The following is a 19,274-nucleotide window of genomic DNA, read 5'->3' on the forward strand; positions in this document are numbered from 1 at the left end:
CGGGTCTCGCGCCGGGGCCCTTCCGGGCGGGCGTCCGCCGCTCGGCCGACGGGTACGCCCCAATGCCCGGGACGGCCGGGCGCAAGAGTGTCTTTAGCCAACTCGCGGACACTTTCCGCGCCAGCGGGTTCGCCGGTGGGGTTGGTGAGGAGGCGGTCGGGTGTCTGTGCGGGTGTGTGTCATCGGAGCCGGGGTGTGCGGGCTCGCGGCCGCGCAGGTCCTCAGCGAGCGGGGTATCCCGTTCGACGTGTACGAAAAGGGCTCCGACATCGGGGGCCAGTGGCGTTTCGGCAACGACAGCGGCACCTCCGCCGTCTACGACTCCATCGAGCTGAACAGCTCACGGGACATGAGCGGGTTCCCCAAGTTCCCGATGCCCGGCCACTATCCGCTGTTCCCCGGGCATCCGCAGATGCTCGACTACCTCCAGCGCTACACCGAGCACTTCGCCCTGCGCCCCTACATCCGCTTCAGGACCTCGGTGACCGGTGTGGTCAAGGACGCCGCCGGATACGCGGTCACCCTGGACGACGGACAGACGCACCGCTACACCCACGTCCTGGTCGCCAACGGCTTCCACTGGAACCCGAAGTGGCCGAAGCCCGCGTACCAGGGCCAGGGCGAGTTCACCGGCACCCAACTGCACAGCAAGGACTACAAGAGCGCCGATACGCTGCGCGGCCGGCGGGTGCTCGTCGTCGGATCCGGCAACACCGCCTGCGACCTCGCCACCGAACTGTCCGCCGTGGCCGGCCGGGTGGTCTCCAGTGCCCGGCGCGGTTTCTGGATCACCCCCAAACGCCTCTTCGGCAAGCCCGCCGACAAGGTCAACCGTCCGCTCGCCACCATCGTGCCGCCCTTGGTGCAGAGCCTGCTGCTGACCGCGATGCTCTGGGTGACGCAGGGCAGGATCAGCCGGTACGGCCTGCCGGCCCCGGGCCACCTCGCCCTGCGCACCCACCCCGCCACCTGCGAGGGATACCTGCCTGCGGTCAGGGCCGGGCGGATCGCGGTACGGCCGGGCATCGAGCGCTTCGACGGCGGCCACCGGGTGCGGTTCACCGACGGCTCGGTCGAGGAGTTCGACGCGATCGTGTGGTGCACCGGCTTCACGTTCAGCTTCCCCTTCCTGCCCGAGGAGCTGACCCCGGTGATGGTCGGCCCGATGCGGCTCTTCCGCCGGATCGTGATGCCGGATCACGAGGGGCTGTTCTTCCTCGGCTTCGCCAAGACGCTCAGCGCCATCACCCCCGTCGCCGAGGCACAGGCCGAATGGACCGCCGATCTGATCGAGGGACGTACCCGGCTGCCCGGCCGGGAGGCGATGCTGGCCGAGATCGCCGCCGACGAGCGCCGGGTACGCCGGCGCTACTCCGCGACGCCCCGGCTCACCGTCGAAGTGGACGTCTACCGCTACCTGCGCCAACTGCTGCGCGACCGCCGACGCCACCTCACCGCCGCCGGCCCGCTCCCTCCGCTCCCTGTCCACCGCACCCGCGACACCACCCGCCCCGTCCCCGGCCCCGTCCCCGCCCGCAGGCCCGGCCCGGTCGGATCCCGCCTGAACACCCAGGAGTCTTCATGACGACCGACCCCACCCCGGCCGAGGCGCACCGCATCTGGGAGAAGTGGATCGCCCTGTGGAACGGCGACCTCTCCCTCGGCAAGGAACTGCTCGCCGAACGGCTCACCGTCCACTCGCCGAAGCTGTCGGACAGCATCGACCCGAGCCTGATCGGCGACCACGACGGCGCCCTCGCCCTGATCGGCGGCATCCAGAACATCGCAGACCTGACCTACACCACCGAGGTGGGCCCGGTCGCCGAAGGGGCCTACGTCACCGGCGGCTGGCAGTTCGCCGGCACCTACTGCGGGGGACTGCCCGAGACCGCCGCCGCCCCCGGCACGCCAGTCACCAACCGGGGCATCGACATCCTGCGCATCCACCAGGGCCAGGTCGCCGAATGGTGGAGCGCCGCCGAGAACCTCCAACTGCTCGCCGCTCTGGGACTGCTCCGTGCGGGCTGAACGGCCGGGCGGCGCGCTCGCCGCGCGCCTGGCCGGCCGGCTGATGCGGCTGCCGGCGGCCCTCACCCGGGACGTCCGGGTCACCAGAGACATACGGGTGCCGATGCGGGACGGCGCCGACCTGCTCGCCGACCACTACGCGCCGGCCGGCGCCACCCGCCCGCCGACCCTGCTGGTACGCAACCTCTACGGCTGGGACCTGCCCATCGGCCTGCTCTACGGCCGCCTCTACGCCGAACGCGGATACCAGGTGCTGGTGCAGCGCTGCCGGGGAACCTTCGGCTCGGGCGGAACACTCGACCCGTGGGTCCAGGAGGCCGCCGACGGCCGGGACACCGCCGCCTGGATGAGCAGGCAGGACTGGTTCTCGGGCGAGTTCGCCACCATCGGGGCCAGTTACCTGGGCTACGTGCAGTGGGCCCTGCTGGACGACCCGCCGCCCGGGCTGCGCGGCATGGTGGTCCAGATGGGGCCGCACGAGTACGCGCGGGTCGCCTGGCCGGACGGCGCGTTCGCCCTGGACACGATGGCCGGCTGGGCGTCGATGCTCAGCCACCCCAAGCGCGGACCGGTGAGGGACACCGCGCGCCAGCTGCGGGAGAAGCGGAGACTGCAGCGGATCGCCTACCGGCAGCTGCCGCTCGGCCCGGCCCTCGAGCGGGCGCTGGGCCGCACCTGCCCGCACCTCGATGCCTGGCTGGCGCACGAGGCCGAGGACGATCCGTACTGGTCCGCCTCCGACCACACCGCCGGGCTCCTACGGGCCCCTGGCGTTCCCGTGCTGCTGCAGGGCAACTGGTACGACGCCTTCCTGCCGCAGACGCTCCGGCAGTACGCGCTGCTGCGGGCCGGCGGCGCGGCAGCGCGGCTGACCATCGGACCGTGGACGCACACGGCGGTCGGCCGCTGGTGGCCGGCCTTCATGGCGGACTCCCTGGACTGGCTCGCCGGAGTCTTCCCCGAGCACCAGGCCGTCACCGCCCGCGAGGCCGTCACCGGCCGCAGGGCCCGCCCCGCCAACAAGGTCCGCCCCGCCCGCGGGGTCTTCCCCGGCCGGCAGCTCGCGCCCCACCGAGGCCCCGTACCCGGATCCGGCCACGCGGCCGCCGGCGCCACCGCCGAGCGGCCCGAGCCCCCCGATCCGGTACGCCTGTTCCTGCTCGGCGCCGAGGAGTGGCGCGGCTTCGGCGCCTGGCCGCCGCCGCAGGCACTCTCCCGAAGCTGGTACCTGCATCCGGACGGCCGCCTCGACCCCGCCCCGCCACCGCCGAGCGGCCCCGACCGCTACCGTTACGACCCGGCCGACCCCACCCCGGCCGTCGGCGGCGCGTGGACGGGCGCGGGCGCCGGGCCGCGCGACAACCGCGCGCTGGAGGCCCGCCCGGACGTACTGACCTTCACCACCGACCCGCTGGAGGCAGACCTGGATGTCGTCGGCGAGGTCTCGGCCGAGCTGTACGTACGCTCCAGCCTCGCGCACACCGACTTCTTCGCCCGGCTCTGCGACGTGCACCCGGACGGCCGGTCGGTGGACATCACCGACCGTCTGATCCGTGTGCGGCCCGGGTCCTCGGCCGCCGGCCGGATCGATGCGGACGGAGTGCTCGCGCTCGCCCTCGACCTCGCACCGACCGCCTGCCGGTTCCGGGCCGGCCACCGCATCCGGCTCCAGGTCTCCAGCGGGGCCCACCCCCGCTTCGCCCGCAACCCCGGCACCGGCGAGCCGACGGCGAGCGCCGTCCGTCTGCTGGCGGCGGACCAGGAGATCCACCACGACCCGCAACGGCCCTCCGCGATCCGGCTCAGCGTGCTCCCGCCCGGCACCTGATCCCTCGGCCCGACCCCGGCCAGCCCGCGGCCCCCATCGCTCGGCTCGACTGCCGACCGGGGCGGTGGTGGGTTTCGGGTGAGGTGGTCGAGGCGGATGGCTTCGAGTGTGATTTGGTGATGCGTTCGGTGCCGTCGCTGATGGCGGTGGAGCGGCGGCGGTACGACCGGGGCGGGAGTGCCACAGCCATGGGTTTCAGCCAAGTGCGGGAGCCGGCAGCTCGCCGGATAGGACCTTGCGCTCCTGCATCCGGGTCAGGTGGACGACCACCACGGTGGCGAGGACCGCGGCCGCGATGTCGAGGCAGTCGGAGAACAGCATCGTCCCGGCGGCCTCGCGCAGTTCGTCCGCCGTCTCGGCCTGCCGGGAGCTGCGGTCGGCGAACCGGCCCACGAAGAGGCTGACGAGCCACAGCGTCCACCAGGCGTCGACCGGCGTGTGCCCGGACCGCGAGCCCCAGGGAGCGCTGGCGTCCCAGCTGTCCGCGACGATCCGGCGCGGGAACCACAGGTTCACCACCGGGCAGAACCAGGCGCCGATGGTCCAGCCGCGCTTCATGCGATGCCGGGAGGCGTCGAACACCTCGGCGTTCACCCGGATCCGCCACAGCCAGCACAGGTAGACGACGGCCGTGACCACCAGCGCGACACCCTGCGCAATGCCGGCGATGCCGTAGAGGGCGTCCGCGTGGTCCGCCCGGTCGATCACGTCGGCGCCGGTGACGCCGTCGGCCAGGTCGCCGGTGACGTCCATCTCCAGCAGGTCCGCGTAGCAGGCGAACAGGTCGGTGGCGATGACGAGGCCGAGCAGCACGGCGGTGGCGCGGCCGAGCGCGGCCGGCGAGCGCAGCCAGGCGCCGGGCGGGGCAGCGTACGGCGAAGCCGGCATGGGCGTGGTCATGAGAAAGTCCCCCCGAGAAGACGAGATCCGAGCCGGCGCGCGGTTCTCCCCGAACCGGCGCGGGTGCACTGGTGCCGGCGCGCGTGCGAGGACGCGCGCGGACACCGGAACATACGGTCGGATACCGTCGTACGTCTACTTGGTTCTCAGCCCGGCCAAGTCCGCAGGCTTCCTGAAGCCGGCCCGGGCGAGCGCTGGCGCGCCCGGGTCCCGCAGTTTCTGCACGGCGGCCCCGCTGCTGCAGCCGGATGCCCCCGCCCGTGTCCGTGCCGTCTTCTCCGTCTTCGGCAGCCCGGTCGGCCTCAGCGCCGAAGCGACCGTGCCGCCAGCAAACCTGGGGGACTCTGGCCACCGATGTCAGTGGCATCAGCGAGGATCTCGGGGATGACTTCGACTGCTGCCGACTACATGTGGTCGAGGAAAGATTCCCCGACCTCGCAGAGGCATACTGCTTCACCCTGGTTCACGGCCTGCCGCCTTCAGAGGTCCTCCGCCGTCTCCAAGGATGTGAGGAGTCTCCGCAGACCGGGGCGGAACAGATAACAGAGGCGGCCTTCGACCTCCTGGACCCCGACAACACCCGGCAGCTGATCGCCATGACGAGCGTCGGGGACTGGACACTGCTGATCGAGCCCAACGGCTATCTCGGTGTCACCGAGGAGACGGCCCTGCCGGCGTCCGCCGGCACCAGATGGGTCTCGCACTTCGTCAACATCAACGGCGTCGACTCGTTTCTCTGGGCCGAGGACGGGACGAACCGCCTGACCTTCGAACCCGGATTCCCCGACAGCCGATGGGGCACCACCCCCGACGAACTCCTGAAGGCCATGCACAACATCGGCTTCCAGTTCTGGGAGGAGACCTCCGACACCGCAGAGGACCGATCCGCACCAGCAGCATTCGCGCTGGCCGAGTATCTGACCGGCGTTCGCATCACGCCAGAACTCCTTCAAGAAACGACCTTCACCTGCGGCAGCGCAAAGATCAGGTGACCCGGCCATGGCCTCCCTTCCTCGCGACGTGCACACGAGCGCGGCCTGGATCCGTCGCCGCCCCCTTCCGCCACAAGCACACCAAGGCCGAACTGCTGCGCATGGCCCATACGGGCGGCCTGGTGAACCACAACTCCCCCGAGAAGTGGTGCAAGGACGAGCCGTGGTGTGGATCGAGCCCCACTTCCCGTCCAGCCGCTGCCCTTCACGGGTGCCGGCGCGGGCCCGGGCGGTGACGACCTTCTCCCGGTGGCTGCCCTGCCCCGCGGCGGCGCGCTCGAGCACTCGCGCAATGCGAGGGCCAGGTCGTGTTCGTGTTGGACGCGGCTGCCGCGTCGGGCGACGGTGCGCCGGATGTGCTGCCAGGTGAAGTCGGTGAACGGGGCGGTGACCAGGGTGTGGTGGATCCACGGCACCGCCTCCCACCCGTATCCGCGTGGCTGGTCAGGCTTCGGCAGGCGTACCCAGATCTGGCCGGGCGCGTGCGGGTTGTAGTGGATCTCCCACAGGCCGTCTCCTGCTGGCGAGCGTTCGCCGCGGTGGGGGTTGAGGACCTTGTGGTCGTAGGTGCGGTAGTCGATGCGGATGCCGTAGTCGTTGATCTTCTGCCGCTTGATAGGCATGAGCTCGATGTAGTCCTCGCGCCCCAGCGGCACCGGGACGTACGGGTCTGCTGCACGATCGGGTGGCATCTGAACCGGCTTGCCCCGAGGGGCGGGTGGGAAGGATGCCACTGTACGCAAGCCCTGTCCGGAGGAGTTCCGCCAGGACGTCGTGTGAGTCGAGATGAACCGCGGCCCGGGTTGTCACGGTCGAGCAGGTGGCCGCCGATTTCGGGGCCCACCCGATGACGTCGTGGAAGTGGATGCGCCGGGCGGACCTCGATGACGGGTCCGGGCCCCGGGGTGACCAGCCAGGAGAGCATGGAGCTGCGGGAAGCCCGTCGGCGGATCAGTGGCTGGAGCGGGAGAACGAGGTGGTGAGCGAGCCGCAGCGGGTGCCGCTTCCGTCTCGCACAGCGCCGCGGTGGTCGCGTGGTGCCGGAGGACCGCGATCGCCGCGACTACGCGAGTGCCGCGCCTGGGCACCGGCCCTCGGGCAGAGGGCTGCGGCCCTGTGATCGCTCACGTCTCGCGATAGGAGAAGTGGTCGAAGTCGGCGTGCAGTCCCGACCCGGTGAGGTCCTGGACAGCCATTCCGAGGAAGGCTCCAGTGAACCCCCAGTTGGTTATCTGACCCGAGACGGCACGGGTGGCGTACTCGTCGGACAGCAGGGATGCGTCGAGGTCGCCACCGATGCCTCGCCAGCCGACATCGTCCGTGCGCCACGCGAAGCGGAGTACCGCGCCGTCGACGTCGGCCCGCAGGTGGACCGGGCCGCTCCCGGGTACAGGGACCACCTCGCTTTCCTGGTAGGTCTGGTAGTCCAGGCTTCCCGTCCTCAGTACGCGACCGAGGTCTTCGTCCCAGGTGAGGTGCAGGTAGTGCCACAGACGGGTGTTGTAGATGTGGACGAGTCCCGCCATCTGCTGCGGCGATCGGGGCCGGAAGCCGACGACTGTCTCAGCCCGGCAACGATGTGCCGTCTGGCGGTGGGCGACGACGCTCTGGCGGTGGGGAGAGGCGAGGGACTGTTGCCCGCGCAGCCTCAGATGCCCCGCTCGCTCACGCAGGTCCAGCCAGGCGGGGTCGGCGTGCAGACGCAGGGTCAGGAGATGCGGGTCGAGCCGCCCGGTGGAATGAGGGTCGTCGAAGGCGTCGTGGAAATGGTAGGGCCGGACACTCACCGGGAGGGTGGTCGCGGTGTTCGGCGTCGCCACTCGGGTTGCCGCCGGTGGGGACACGACCATGGCCGGACGACTGCCCTCGATCCTGGGCCAGCCGTCGGCGCTCCACGTGACCGACTGCAACGCGGTCTCGCGGCCGAGTACACAGCGATCGGTGCCCGGCAGCGGACGCGCACACAGGTGAGCGAGATACCAGTCCCCGCCGGGTGTGTCCACCAGGCTGGCGTGGCCGGCTTTCTGCAGTGGGTGGTCGGGGGCGTCGCGGGTGGTCAGCAGAGGGCCGGCCGGGTCGAGTTCGTAGGGGCCGGTGATCGTACGACTACGCGCGACGGCGGCGCCGTGGTTGAACCCCGTGCCGCCGTCGGCCACAAGCAGCAGGTACCAGCCGTCGCGCCGATACAGGTGAGGGCCCTCGGTGCAGCCCCGGCCGGTGCCCTCGAGGATGCGGTGGACGGGTCCTATGAGTCGGCGTTCACCGCGAGACCACTCCTGCAGCAGGATTCCCCCGAAGGAGTCACGGCCCGGGCGGTGTTCGTACGCCATGGACAGCATCCAGCTCCGTCCGTCCTCGTCGTGGAAGAAGGACGGGTCGAAGCCCCGGTTGTGCAGGGGGACCGGTGCGGACCACGGTCCAGTGGGGGAAGGGGCGGTGACGACGTAGTTGCGCAGGTCGCGGTAGGGGCCGACGTTGTGAAGCATGTGGGTGTAGACGAGGTGGAACAGGCCGTCGGCGTAGGACAGGCAGGGTGCCCACGCGCCGCCGGAGTCGGTAGTGCCCACCAGGTCGAGCAGCCGGTTCTCGGTGAGGGCGCCGCCGAGCAGTTGCCAGTTCACCAGGTCACGGGAGTGATGCAGGGTGACACCGGGCAGCCACTCGAAGGTGGAGGTGGCCAGGTAGTAGTCGCGGCCCACACGGAGAATGGACGGATCAGGATGGCTGCCCGTCAGTACGGGGTTGCGGATGACGGTTGGGCCTACGGCGTCGTCACCGGTGGAGATCGGCGCGTGCGGGGTTGCGCCCGAGTCGACGGAAAACGTGCCGGCTTCGGACTGAGGGGCTGTCACGGGGGTTGACTCCTGGTGGTCTGACCCTGGTCCAGAAGATCACCACGACATGGCCCATGAGGCAGGCCACGCCCCGGCCTTCAGGTGCCTGAGGGTCGGCGGTCGGGCGGCGCCCACCGCTCAGCGGCGAACCCCACCTTGTTCGCCCGTAGCGCACCTATCGGACGGCCTGCCATACACCCTGTCGTCGACGGACGGGTGCCGTGCGGTCGGGAGCGTCGGGAGCTCCCCCGCGGACAAGCGCTTTCTCAGTTCATCGAAGATCATAGAAGCAACTCCGGTGGTCGGCAACCCCACTACGGAACGGTTACGAGGGCGCGGACGGCGGGGGAGCGGTGGTGGCCCGTTCGATCAGGGTGGTGGACAACTCCGTTCGCCGGCTTCCCGGCGGCTCCCCCTGAGACATGCGCATGACGAGTCGCACGGCATGCGCGGCCATCTCGGCCAGGGGCTGCTGCACGGTGGTGAGCTCCGGAACGGTCCAGCGCGCTTCCGGCAGGTCGTCGAAGCTGACGATGCTGATGTCTTCGGGGATCCTGAGCCCCCTTTCGCGGATCGCGCGGATCGCGCCGAGTGACATGAAGTCGGAGCATACGAAGACTGCTGTGGGCGGCGTCTCCAGGTCCAGCAGCTCGTGCATGCTTCGCTCGCCGCCCGGAGGGTGGAAATGCCCGCGGCGCACGTACCCCGGCAGTATCCGGGCGCGAGCCGAACGCATGGCGGAACGGTAGCCCTCGATGCGCACGTCGCTGCAGTGGCGGCCGTGCTTGCCGGCGATGATGGCGATCCGCCGGTGTCCCAGAGCCAGCAGGTGTTCGACGGCGCCGCGAGATCCCTCCCAGTTGGTCGCCGCGACGGAGTAGGTGTCCGCAGGCGGTGGCGTGATGGGGTCGATCATCACGTACGGAACCTTGTTCTGGCGGAACCAGGCATCCTGTGACGCCGAGAAGTGCGCGAGCGCGGTCACCACACCGAGGGTTCCCCGGGCTGAGATCCGTTCCAACCAGCCGCGTTCGGTGCGTTGATGACGGGTGCGCCCCAGCATGGCGTTGACCACGAGGTGCAGACCCGCCTCATGGGCCGCCTCCTCGGCGCCTTCGACGATCGCGGCAGTCCAGGTCGAACCGAGCTGGTGAACCACCAGATCGATGGTGCGCGCCGCCGTCTGCCCCTCCGTGGAGCGCAGCCGCTCCCGACGCCGGTAGCCCAGGGTGCGAAGAGCGGCCTCGACATGGCGACGTGTTTCCGCGGCCACGTCTTCGCGCCCGTTGAGCACTTTGGACACGGTGGGTACGGAGACACCGGCATGCCGCGCGACCTCCGCCATGGTCGGTCCGCTCCTGCCCTGGTTCTTCACGGGGCCTCCCTCCGGCGCGTCGCCTCAACGGCACGCCGTCGTCCTAGAAAGTTTCGATCTTTCGGTGAAACAGGAAGAGAACGTTGACGCCCGACAGGGGCAACTCTACGTTTGCAAGCGCTTCCAGCAGGTGGAGCACTTACTTCACCCGCTGTCCGCAGCAAACTATCGAAACTCTCGGTTCATACCCGCATCCGTGAACTTCGGCGGTCACCTTGACGGCGCGTCGGGAGCGCAGTCAAGCACCCCGGGCCCACGGGCTGCCCACACCACTGGGCGAAGCCCACCGGCCCACCGCGACCACCGAGCACCCTCCCCGATCCATCCGGCTGGGCGCGGCCTGTGCTGCGCCCTGCCGGCCCTTCACAGGAGCTTCTCCATGTTCTTCAGACAACCCCGACGCCTCCTCTGGGCGTCGTCCCCGCTCGTACTCGCCCTGACGCTGACCGCGTGCGGTTCCGGCGCGGGCAGCGGGAGTGGTGACGGCAAGGTCACCCTGCAGGTGGTGACCCAGTCCGACTACGGCTACAAGAGCCTGATCAAGGCCTACGAGAAGTCGCACCCGAATGTCGAGGTGAAGCTCGTCCAGCTCGAAGGCGGCACGCTGACGACGCGGTTGAACACGCAGATGGCGGCGGGACGCGGCGCACCCGACATCGTGGGACTGGCAGTCGACTCGATGCCGTCCTACCTCAAGGTCTCCGACAAGTTCGTGAACTTCGCGGACTACGGAACGAAGGCCGGACAGTGGGTGGACTGGAAGGCCAAGGGCGGGAGCCCCGACGGAAGGACGATCACGGGGCTCGGCACCGACATCGGCGGCATGGCCCTGTGCTACCGCAAGGACCTGTTCGCCAAGGCCGGACTGCCCACCGAACCGACCGCCGTCGCCAAGCTGTGGCCCACCTGGAAGGACCTCATCGACGTGGGTGAGCGGTTTCAGAGCAAGGTACCCGAAGTGAAGTTCGTCGACTCTCCCGGCAACGTCTGGACGGCCATGCTCGGCCAGATGAACCAGACGTTCTTCGCCAAGGACGACTCCTTCACCGCTGACGGCAACGCGCAGATGAAGGCCAACTTCATGACCGTGGCGAGCCTGGCGACGAACGGTCTCACCAACGGAGTCGCTCCCTTCACCCCCGAATGGCACGCCGTGCTCAAGCAGGGCAAGGCGGCGGTCTCCGTCTGCCCGGCCTGGATGCTCAGCCGCGTGCAGACCGACGGCGGCGATGCCTACAGGGACAAGTGGGCGATCGCGGGGGCACCCGGCGGAGGCAACTGGGGTGGGTCCTACCTCATGGTCCCCAAGCAGGGAAAGAACCTGAAGGCATCGGTCGAACTCGCACAGTGGCTCACAGCCCCGGCGCAGCAGGTGACCAACTTCACCACCGGCAGCTACCTGCCCAGCACGGTCGAGGCGCTGAAGTCGCCCGCCGTTCAGAAGGCCACCAACCCCTACTTCTCGAACGCGCCGATCGGGAAGATCTACGCGGCCTCGGCGCTCGATCTGAAGGTCGACTACTTCCGGGGCTCCCAGGACGGAACGGCGCAGGGACCGTTCCTCAACGCCATCCTGCGGATCGTGCAGGGCAAGCAGAAGCCGGCGGCTGCCTGGAAGCAGGCGGTTTCCGACACCAAGGCGGCGCTGCAGCAGTGACCGAGCGCCGAACCGCCCGCAGCAGCGTGCGGGCGGTTCAGTCGGCCCTCTTAGCAGCCGCAAGGGCGGACGCGAGGACTACGAGACCCACGGCGACACGGATCCCACAGTCACCCACGGACCGGGCCCGGATGACTGAGCCAACGTTCCGCCTGCACCCGCACATTCCGATGGAGCAGCCGCCCGGACAGGTGTCTCCACGACCGATCAGGAACCAACCATGCCCTGTGACACAGCCACTCGATCGGCGGGAGGTCCGGCGATCGGTGCCTCCCCGCCCGCACCGCCGGGTGAGCATCGCCCGGACTCGGGACGTGACGCCCTCCGCCGCCGCCTGTCCCGCTGGGACTTCCGGTTCACGCCCTACGGTCTCATCGCCCCCTTCTTCCTCGTCTTCGCGGCGTTCGGAGCGCTGCCCCTGCTCTACACGGGCTGGCTCTCGCTGCACCGGTGGAACCTCCTCGAGGGCGACCAGGGTTTCGTCGGCGTCGACAACTACACCCGGTTGCTGAGCGATCCGTACTTCTGGAACGCGCTGGGGAACACCCTCATCCTGTTCGTGTTCTCCACCGTCCCGCAGCTCCTGGCGTCACTGTGGCTCGCCTCGCTGCTGAACCGGCGGCTGCGGTTGCGGTCGTTGTGGCGGCCCCTGGTGCTGCTGCCGAACGTGATGTCAGTGACCGCGGTCGCGCTGATTTTCGCGCAGATCTTCGCCAGCCAGACGGGACTCGCCAACGCCTTTCTGCGGCTGGTCGGGCTGGACGGTGTCGATTGGCAGGCCAACCACTGGTCGGCGATGGTCGCGATCAGCGTGATGGTCATGTGGCGGTGGACCGGATACACGACCCTGATCTATCTCGCCGCGCTGCAGAACGTTCCACGCGAACTCGTCGAGGCCGCCGCTCTTGACGGGGCCTCACGCACCCGCACGTTCTGGACCGTGATCGTCCCCTCCATCCGCCCCACCATCCTGTTCACGGTCGTCACCTCGACGATCGGCGGCCTCCATCTCTTCGCCGAGCCGGCCCTCTTCGACACCCAGGGTGTCAGTGGTGCGGGCGGCAGCGACCGCCAGTTCCAGACACTGATGATGTACCTGTACGAACGCGGATTCCGCGACATGAACGCCGGTTACGCGGCGACCGTCGCCTGGGTGATCTTCATCGTCATCGCTCTGGCCTCGCTCATCAACTTGACGCTGGCGCGGCGCATCGCGTCGAAGGGGTGAACTCCGCCATGCCCGTGTCCACGTCGCCCGCAGTCCTGCCCGCAGAGATCGGCCCTGCCGAGCGCCCCAGGGGGATCAGGCCGCGCCGCACGAAGCGGTACGTGCCCTCCGAGGCGGACCGGCCCAGCCGGTTCGGATACCTGATCCTCGCCGCGGTGGTGACGGCATCGGTCTTTCCGCTCTACTACTCCTTCGTCCTGTCCACGCACGACAACTCCGTGATCGGTTCGAGTTTCCCGCCGCTGGTGCCCGGAGGGCATCTCCTGGCGAACATCCGCCGCGTCTTCGACACCATCGACTTCTGGCTGGCAATGCGGAACTCGCTGATCGTCGCGAGCGTCACTGCCTTCGCCAACGTGTTGCTCGGTTCCCTGGCCGGCTTCGCCTTCGCCCGACTCCGCTTCCGGGGTCGCAACGCCCTCTTCATGGTCGTGATCATCACGTCCATGGTTCCCGCCCAGCTCGGTGTCATTCCGATGTACATCTTCGTCAGCGACCTGGGCTGGGTCGACACCCTCAAGGCCGTCACAGTGCCCGCGCTGATCGGTGCCTTCGCCGTGTTCTGGATGCGCCAGGCGGCCGAGGAGTCCATCCCGTACGAGCTGGTCGAGGCGGCGCGCATGGACGGCTGCTCGGTACTGCGCACCTATTGGCATGTCGCCCTGCCCGCGCTGCGCTCCCAGGCGGCGGTGCTCGCCATGTTCTCCTTCATGGGGGCATGGAACGACTTCTTCTGGCCGCTCATCGTGCTGGATCCCACCAACACCCCCACGGTCCAGGTCGCCCTTTCCTCGCTCGCCGCCGGCTACGGCATCGACTACACCCTGGTCGTCACGGGAGCGACGCTCGGCCTGCTGCCCCTGCTCGTCGTCTTCGTCCTGCTCTCCCGCCACATCGTCTCCGGAATCATGGCTGGCGCGGTAAAGGCCTGAGCGGGCGCTCCGAGAGCCGCAGGATGCCAGGCCCGCCGGGAGGCGAGGCCCCGGCACACCGCAGAAACGAGGTTCCAATGATCCAAGACCCTGCCAGAACCACGCGCCGGACCGGTCCTGACCGGCCATCCCACGCGATGCCGTCGATCGACCAACTGCCGCGGGCAGAACGGGCGTCCCGTACTCCAGGGCGCGCGCTGCTGCTCGTGGTGACGGTGCTGGCCACGGTGCTCGCCCTGATCGGTGCGGTGCCGGTACACGCCCACGCCGCCACCTCCCCGGCGCCGTCCGCGGTGATCGGCGCCGAGGACGGAACGGTCGTGAGCGAGGCCGGCTTCGCCCACCCCGGAATCACCATGGACCGCACGCAACTGAACACCATGAGGGACATGGCCGCGGCCGGCAAGAAGCCCTGGGCCTCGGCGTACAGGGCGATGAGCGTCGATCCGACCGCGGCGAAGGACTACGTGCTCAAGGGGCCCATCGCCGCCGTCTCATGGCGCTCCAACGGGGCCAACCAGTACCGCCTCTACCAGGACGGCCACGCCGCCGGCATCCAGACCGACATGTGGTACATCACCGGTGACGAGGTCTACCGGGACAACGCGCTGAAGATCATCCGCGCCTGGACCTCCACCTTGACGGAGATGACCGAGGGCATCCACGCCCCCGTCGGCCTGGCGGAGATGACCCAGGCGGCGGAGATACTGCGCTACACCAGCGGTTCGGGCTGGACGGACGCCGACACCACCGCGTACTCCGCCATGGCCAGGCTCGTGATGCGCTCCCGGGACGCCGGAGGGATCGACCTGCCCAGCGCGTTCATGAACCAGGCCGGCGCTCAGCTCATGCCGCTCGTCGCGTTCGCCGTCTTCCTCGACGACCGCGCCGCCTACAACCAGTACATGGACCGGATCACGGTGGGCAACAACCCCAACCCCCTCCTGGATGTCGCGGTCTCGAAACAGATCGCCGCCGATGGACAGGTCGCCGAAATGGGGCGCGACCAGGGGCACGCCAGCGCGGACGTCACCCAGCCCGCCTGGATCGCCTCGACGGCGTACATCCAGCACACACGGGGCGACCTCGGTGCCGACGGCATCGACCTTTACGCCTACCTCGGCAACCGCATCCTCAAGGGAGCGGACTACTTCGCCCGCTACAACCTCGGGCACGACGTGAGCTGGGACCCGTCCGGGTACTACTCCAAGGTGTCGAGCGCGGGGCGCGGGCTGATCCTCGGCTCCGTGCCGCTCTACAACCACTACCGGTACGTGGCCGGCGCCGACATGCGGGACTACCCGTACCTCGAACGCAATGAACAGCTGAACCTGCAGCGCAACGCGACACCGCAGGACATTCTGCAGAGCACCCCCGCGAAAGCGGTCAGTCGCGGTCCGCTCACGTCGGTCGACACCGACGTGACTCCCGAAGCCGCCGTCGACAGACACAACTCGGCCGACGGGATCACCGCGATCAGCGGTACGGACGACGTGGGCGTGGAACCCTACGTGGACCCCGACGGTGCCCGGCACATCATCACCAACGTCCAGAAGAACGGCTGGGTGAAATACGGGGACTTCGACTTCGGGAACACGCCGAGGGACACGCTGGTGGTGCGTGCGGGCGTCAAGAGCACGGTCGGATCGCAGATCACCGTCAAGCTCGACTCGTCCTCAGGGGAGACGATCGGCGTCGTCAAGGTCCCCTCGACCGGGGGAGCGGTCAACTGGGCGACCGTCGTCACAAAACTCGTACGCCCGCTGTCCGGTCGGCACACGCTGGTGTTCCAGTGGTCGGGAAGCGACAACGTCTTCGGCTGGCAGGGCGGCCTGAACTGGTTCAAGCTCGCTGCGGGCAGCGCCCAGGTCACCAACAGCGTGGCAGACGCCCCCGAACACTCCGGCGTCTCGGCCGGCCCGGACGGCAAGGGACTGACCTTCGCTGACGGAGCCTCCGTCGGGTACACGGACCTCGACTTCGACAACGGTGCGGCGAGCGTGAACCTGAGGATCAACACCACGGCGGCCGGCACGCTCGAGATCCACCAGGGAGCGGCCGCCGGCAAGCTCCTCCGCAGCGTGAAACTGTCGTCGACCAGCGGTAAGTGGGCTGACTTCTCCGCGCTGGGCACCTCCACCGGACTGCTCGGCCGCCAGGACGTCACCTTCGTCTACCGAGGCGATGAGCCAGCGGCGATCGACACCTTCCGGTTCACCTACGCCAACCCGCTGCACCCCGTGACGACGGCCGACTCCTACCTGTCGGTGATCAAGGGCCGGGCGCAGCGCGCGTCCGACCACCAGGCGGAGCCGGGTGCACTCCGGCTGACCGCGGGGACCACGCTCGGCTACGCGGCCGCCGACCTGAGCGGAAAGTACCTGGCGGTGCGCTACACCTCCTCCACCGGTTCCACGGTCGCCGTGCACACCAATGACCTCTCGACGGACTCGGTGGTCACCGCCCAGCTGCTGGCGACAGAACGCGGGGAGTGGCGTACGCACTTCATCCGCCTGCCTGACGGGATCGCGGGTGGATTCACCTACTTCACCACCGAACAGCCGATGACCCTGGCGTGGCTGCAGACGGATCCGGATGTGTCTGCACCGGCGACCGTCACGCACTCGGAGGTGAGCGCCCGGTACTTCGTGGGCCAGCCGGTCACGCTCACTTACGAGGCGAACGACCCCTTCGGAGGCAAGCCCCGCCTCCAACCCGTCACCCTGCCGGAAGGCGCCGAGTTCCATCCCACGACCGGGACGCTCACCTGGACGCCGGGAGCACAGCAGACGGGAGACGCCCACATCGTTCTGCTGGCACGCGTCGGTGACCGGACGGTGACGTCGGACGTCATGCTCCACGTCGCGGCCGACGCCTCGACCGCCGTGGACGAGATCGCCAAGACCGTGGACCCGTCCGAGTACACCCCCCAGTCGTCAGAGGCCTTCAAGGAGGCTGTGACGGAGGCGAAGCAGGTGTTCAGGGGCAAGATCATCAGCTTCTCCGATCAGTCCGCCTCCGGCGACGCAAGCATCCCCTTGCAGCGTGTCACCGCCTACCTGGACCTGGTGCAGAGCACGGTCGACGGCATGCGCAAGCCGTATGCGCGCAATGCGGACAACGCGATCGACGTCATGGACAACGCGGTCGTCAACTACGACGGTGACGAGTCGGGTGCGACCAACGCCAACACCGCGCTGGCTTTCGACGGCGACCTCACCACCACACCCAACGGCGTGAACTGGACGCCGGTGAACCTCGACTTCGGGCCCGAGCACCCCGCTGTCGTCGACAGCGCCCGCTTCTATCCCAGGGTCGGTCTGGCCAAGCAACTCTCGAAGGGCAGGCTGGAGGGTTCGAACGACAAGGCGACTTGGGTGACACTCGGCACAGCGCCCGTCATCACGGACAACTCGCAAGTCCAGTGGTACGACCTGGCCATGACCGGTGACACCACTCAGTACCGGTACCTGCGCATCTCCGGCGTGCAGTATTTCCATGCCGCGGAAGTGCAGATCAACGCCCACTTCGTGGACACGTCCGTCATCACCTATCAGGTCGCCTCCGCCGCCCTGCTGTCGCAGGCGGACTTCACCTCCGGCTCCTGGCAGCGGCTCCAAGAGGCGCTTTCCTCGGCGAAGGCGACCGTCGCAGCCCCGCAGTCGACACAGACAGACGTCGACAAGGCGGCGGACCGGCTCGTGAAGGCACGTGAGGAGTTGGCGAACGTCTGAGCCGGTCGGTGAGCGGCGACGGGAACGGTCAGGGCGCAGCCTGGACCGGGCGGCACGAGCAACGCGGCCGCACTCCCCGTCGCCGCAAGCCTTTGCCCGGCAAGGCCGGCGGGTTACGCCGGGTGACCGCGGGACGCTCCCTATGGGTCCGGCGAAGGCCGACGATCCGGGCGGGAGCGTCCGGACGTCTTCCACGTCATGACCGTCACCGGCGGTTGCGTTCTGGGAAGTGGTGTACGGGCTCCCACCTGATCCGGGCGTTTGGCCCGGCGTCGGAGTGAGTGTCCGGGTATGAGAACGGCTACCGGCTGATCTTTCAAGACGACCAAGTCTTTGAAGGAGATCAGCACGATGACCGCAGCCGACAGTCTGCCCCTGCGCGTCCTCGCGGAAGACAATCTCGCCTCGGCGTGTCCGGACCTGCTGCGCGCGATGGTCAAGACGTTCGCCGACGCGCTCATGTCGGCGGAAGCCGACGCCCTCTGTGTGATGTGCCGGTTTGGTGTCGGTGGCTGGGTGTCAGTGACGGCATGTCAGGTACGGGTGTTTCCGCTGGTCGGGTGTTGAGGAAGGGCGTGGTCACTGCCGTGGGGCGGTGCACCCCACTCCGCTCCACTGTCTTGAGAACGGCACTTCTGATCTTTCCGAGGACTGCGCGGCGGCACGGTGGTCGGTGTCGGTTTTGCGCGGGCGGAAGGGTGTGGGGTGGGGGAGCCGGGCGCGTGGGGTGAGGTCGCGGCGGGGTTGAGGGTGTCCAGGCCGGTGCTGGTTGCGCGGCTGCTGGAGCTCCCGGCCGCGTCGGAGGGGCGCGGGCGGAGGCCGTCACGATGCACCGGCCGCGCCGCCGGCACCCACTCCGCGTCACCGCGCGGCCCCCGCCCGCCTACCGCGGGGATGTACACGGCGAGCGCGGCGCGAAGGCTGCCCCGCCCTGCGCCGGCCGGCGTCCCGCGCCCGCTGCAGTTCCTTCAGCCCGCCGTCGGGGAGGTCGTCGGTGCAGGCTTCCGTCCGCCGGTGCCCGGCTTCTTCCTCGTCGCGCAACTGGCGGTCGTACCAGTCGAGTTCGTCGCCGTCCTTCGGCGCTGGCTTCGTCGCCGCCGGTGACGTTGTGCCGTTCTCCGCGCGGGTGAGGGCCGCCGACGCACCGGAAACCCGGGTTCGACGCCTTCGTCGAGTTCGTCCCTGCCCCTGAACCAGAAGGGCACGGCCGCGTCGCGCGCGCCAGGCCTGCAGGGCGGTCTCCGCCCGCGGCCGGGGCAGAGGTCCGGTCAGGATCCGCGTACGGGCGGCGAGCAGCGCCCGGGTGACCTCCTCGCCGGCGCCGCACGCCGCCGCGAACGCGGCCAGCAGTTCCTCGCTGGGCAGCCGCCGGCCTGTGAGAGCGTTGTGCAGGGCGCTGCGCGAGATGCGGCCCGCGGCCGCGGGTGAGGCGGCCAGCCGGCGCAGGCTCGGCCCGCCGGCCGCCACCCGGACTTTCTCCATGGCCGAGGCCAGTCCCGTCCGGGTGGTGATCTGGTGCCCGGGTACGTACGTGGTCGGCTTCCGGACCGGCGCGGGACGTACGGCGGCCTCGGCCGCCGCCCATACCCGTCCGGCCTCCTCCTCGTCGGCGCCCGAGCCCCGGGCGAACGCACGGACGGTGTACAGGGTGGGCAGCCGCCCGCCCAGGGCCCGGCGCAACGTACACACCGAGACCGGCAACTTCCCGGCGCCGGCCCGCCGCGCCAGGGAGGCGAAGGTACGCCGCCCTTTCGCCGCCCGCAACC

At 69.4% G+C, this 19,274-nt stretch carries 13 protein-coding genes and 1 pseudogene; 9 read left to right on the plus strand and 5 right to left on the minus strand.

All coding sequences use genetic code 11. From position 1 onward, the window contains the following. The first annotated feature begins 160 nt into the window (after positions 1–160). From ACZ5GT_RS02260 to ACZ5GT_RS02270, 3 genes are read left to right on the plus strand one after another with little or no spacing between them, the layout of a single operon-like run. Positions 161–1,585, plus strand: a complete 1,425-nt coding sequence (locus tag ACZ5GT_RS02260; protein ID WP_469012922.1) for a flavin-containing monooxygenase — start codon at positions 161–163, stop codon at positions 1,583–1,585. Beyond that, positions 1,582–2,028, plus strand: a complete 447-nt coding sequence (locus ACZ5GT_RS02265) for an ester cyclase (protein WP_469012925.1) — start codon at positions 1,582–1,584, stop codon at positions 2,026–2,028. Before ACZ5GT_RS02260 ends, ACZ5GT_RS02265 begins: the two co-directional genes overlap by 4 nt. Then, entirely contained in the window at positions 2,018–3,856 is a 1,839-nt protein-coding gene (locus ACZ5GT_RS02270) for a CocE/NonD family hydrolase (RefSeq protein WP_469012927.1), read from the plus strand. Before ACZ5GT_RS02265 ends, ACZ5GT_RS02270 begins: the two co-directional genes overlap by 11 nt. A 195-nt stretch (positions 3,857–4,051) precedes the next feature. On the opposite strand, the gene ACZ5GT_RS02275 is transcribed toward ACZ5GT_RS02270, so the two are convergent. Beyond that, the gene (locus tag ACZ5GT_RS02275; protein ID WP_469012932.1) at positions 4,052–4,756 is read right to left on the minus strand and encodes a DUF4328 domain-containing protein; all 705 of its coding nucleotides are present in this window, start codon (positions 4,754–4,756) and stop codon (positions 4,052–4,054) included. Between the two features lie 260 nt (positions 4,757–5,016). Here ACZ5GT_RS02275 and ACZ5GT_RS02280 point away from each other — a divergent pair, with 260 nt between their 5' ends. Beyond that, positions 5,017–5,748 carry a DUF6461 domain-containing protein gene (locus ACZ5GT_RS02280; protein WP_469012934.1) on the plus strand — a complete coding sequence of 244 codons (732 nt, stop codon included), beginning with the start codon at positions 5,017–5,019 and terminating at the stop codon, positions 5,746–5,748. On the opposite strand, the gene ACZ5GT_RS02285 is transcribed toward ACZ5GT_RS02280, so the two are convergent. The 3 genes from ACZ5GT_RS02285 to ACZ5GT_RS02295 all read right to left on the minus strand — a co-directional run bounded on the left by ACZ5GT_RS02285 (position 5,706) and on the right by ACZ5GT_RS02295 (position 9,957). After that, on the minus strand, positions 5,706–6,371 hold the full coding sequence (locus ACZ5GT_RS02285) for a Mu transposase C-terminal domain-containing protein (RefSeq protein ID WP_469012937.1): 666 nt from the start codon (positions 6,369–6,371) through the stop codon (positions 5,706–5,708). The genes ACZ5GT_RS02280 and ACZ5GT_RS02285 overlap by 43 nt on opposite strands. Before the next feature lie 501 nt (positions 6,372–6,872). Further along, positions 6,873–8,600: a glycoside hydrolase family 43 protein gene (locus tag ACZ5GT_RS02290; protein WP_469012939.1), complete on the minus strand. Its 1,728-nt coding sequence runs from the start codon at positions 8,598–8,600 to the stop codon at positions 6,873–6,875. A gap of 307 nt (positions 8,601–8,907) precedes the next feature. After that, the gene (locus tag ACZ5GT_RS02295) at positions 8,908–9,957 is read right to left on the minus strand and encodes a LacI family DNA-binding transcriptional regulator (RefSeq protein ID WP_469012942.1); all 1,050 of its coding nucleotides are present in this window, start codon (positions 9,955–9,957) and stop codon (positions 8,908–8,910) included. A 379-nt stretch (positions 9,958–10,336) separates the two neighbouring features. Between ACZ5GT_RS02295 and ACZ5GT_RS02300 the strand changes: the two genes are divergently transcribed. From ACZ5GT_RS02300 to ACZ5GT_RS02320, 5 genes and pseudogenes are all read left to right on the plus strand, one after another. Then, positions 10,337–11,614: an ABC transporter substrate-binding protein gene (locus tag ACZ5GT_RS02300; RefSeq protein WP_469012945.1), complete on the plus strand. Its 1,278-nt coding sequence runs from the start codon at positions 10,337–10,339 to the stop codon at positions 11,612–11,614. A 220-nt stretch (positions 11,615–11,834) separates the two neighbouring features. Continuing rightward, positions 11,835–12,842, plus strand: a complete 1,008-nt coding sequence (locus tag ACZ5GT_RS02305) for a carbohydrate ABC transporter permease (RefSeq protein ID WP_469012948.1) — start codon at positions 11,835–11,837, stop codon at positions 12,840–12,842. 8 nt (positions 12,843–12,850) lie between these two features. Further along, on the plus strand, positions 12,851–13,774 hold the full coding sequence (locus ACZ5GT_RS02310; RefSeq protein ID WP_469012952.1) for a carbohydrate ABC transporter permease: 924 nt from the start codon (positions 12,851–12,853) through the stop codon (positions 13,772–13,774). Positions 13,775–13,911: 137 nt separating this feature from the next. After that, complete coding sequence (locus tag ACZ5GT_RS02315; protein ID WP_469012955.1) at positions 13,912–17,508, plus strand: carbohydrate-binding protein; 3,597 nt, start codon at positions 13,912–13,914, stop codon at positions 17,506–17,508. 351 nt (positions 17,509–17,859) lie between these two features. Further along, a pseudogene (locus tag ACZ5GT_RS02320) lies at positions 17,860–17,994 on the plus strand (IS256 family transposase); the annotation flags it as partial. Positions 17,995–18,369: 375 nt separating this feature from the next. Here ACZ5GT_RS02320 and ACZ5GT_RS02325 read toward each other — a convergent pair. Next, complete coding sequence (locus ACZ5GT_RS02325) at positions 18,370–19,197, minus strand: hypothetical protein (protein WP_469012959.1); 828 nt, start codon at positions 19,195–19,197, stop codon at positions 18,370–18,372. Positions 19,198–19,274: the final 77 nt, after the last annotated feature.

Source organism: Streptomyces sp. NPDC031340 (genome assembly GCF_055569945.1).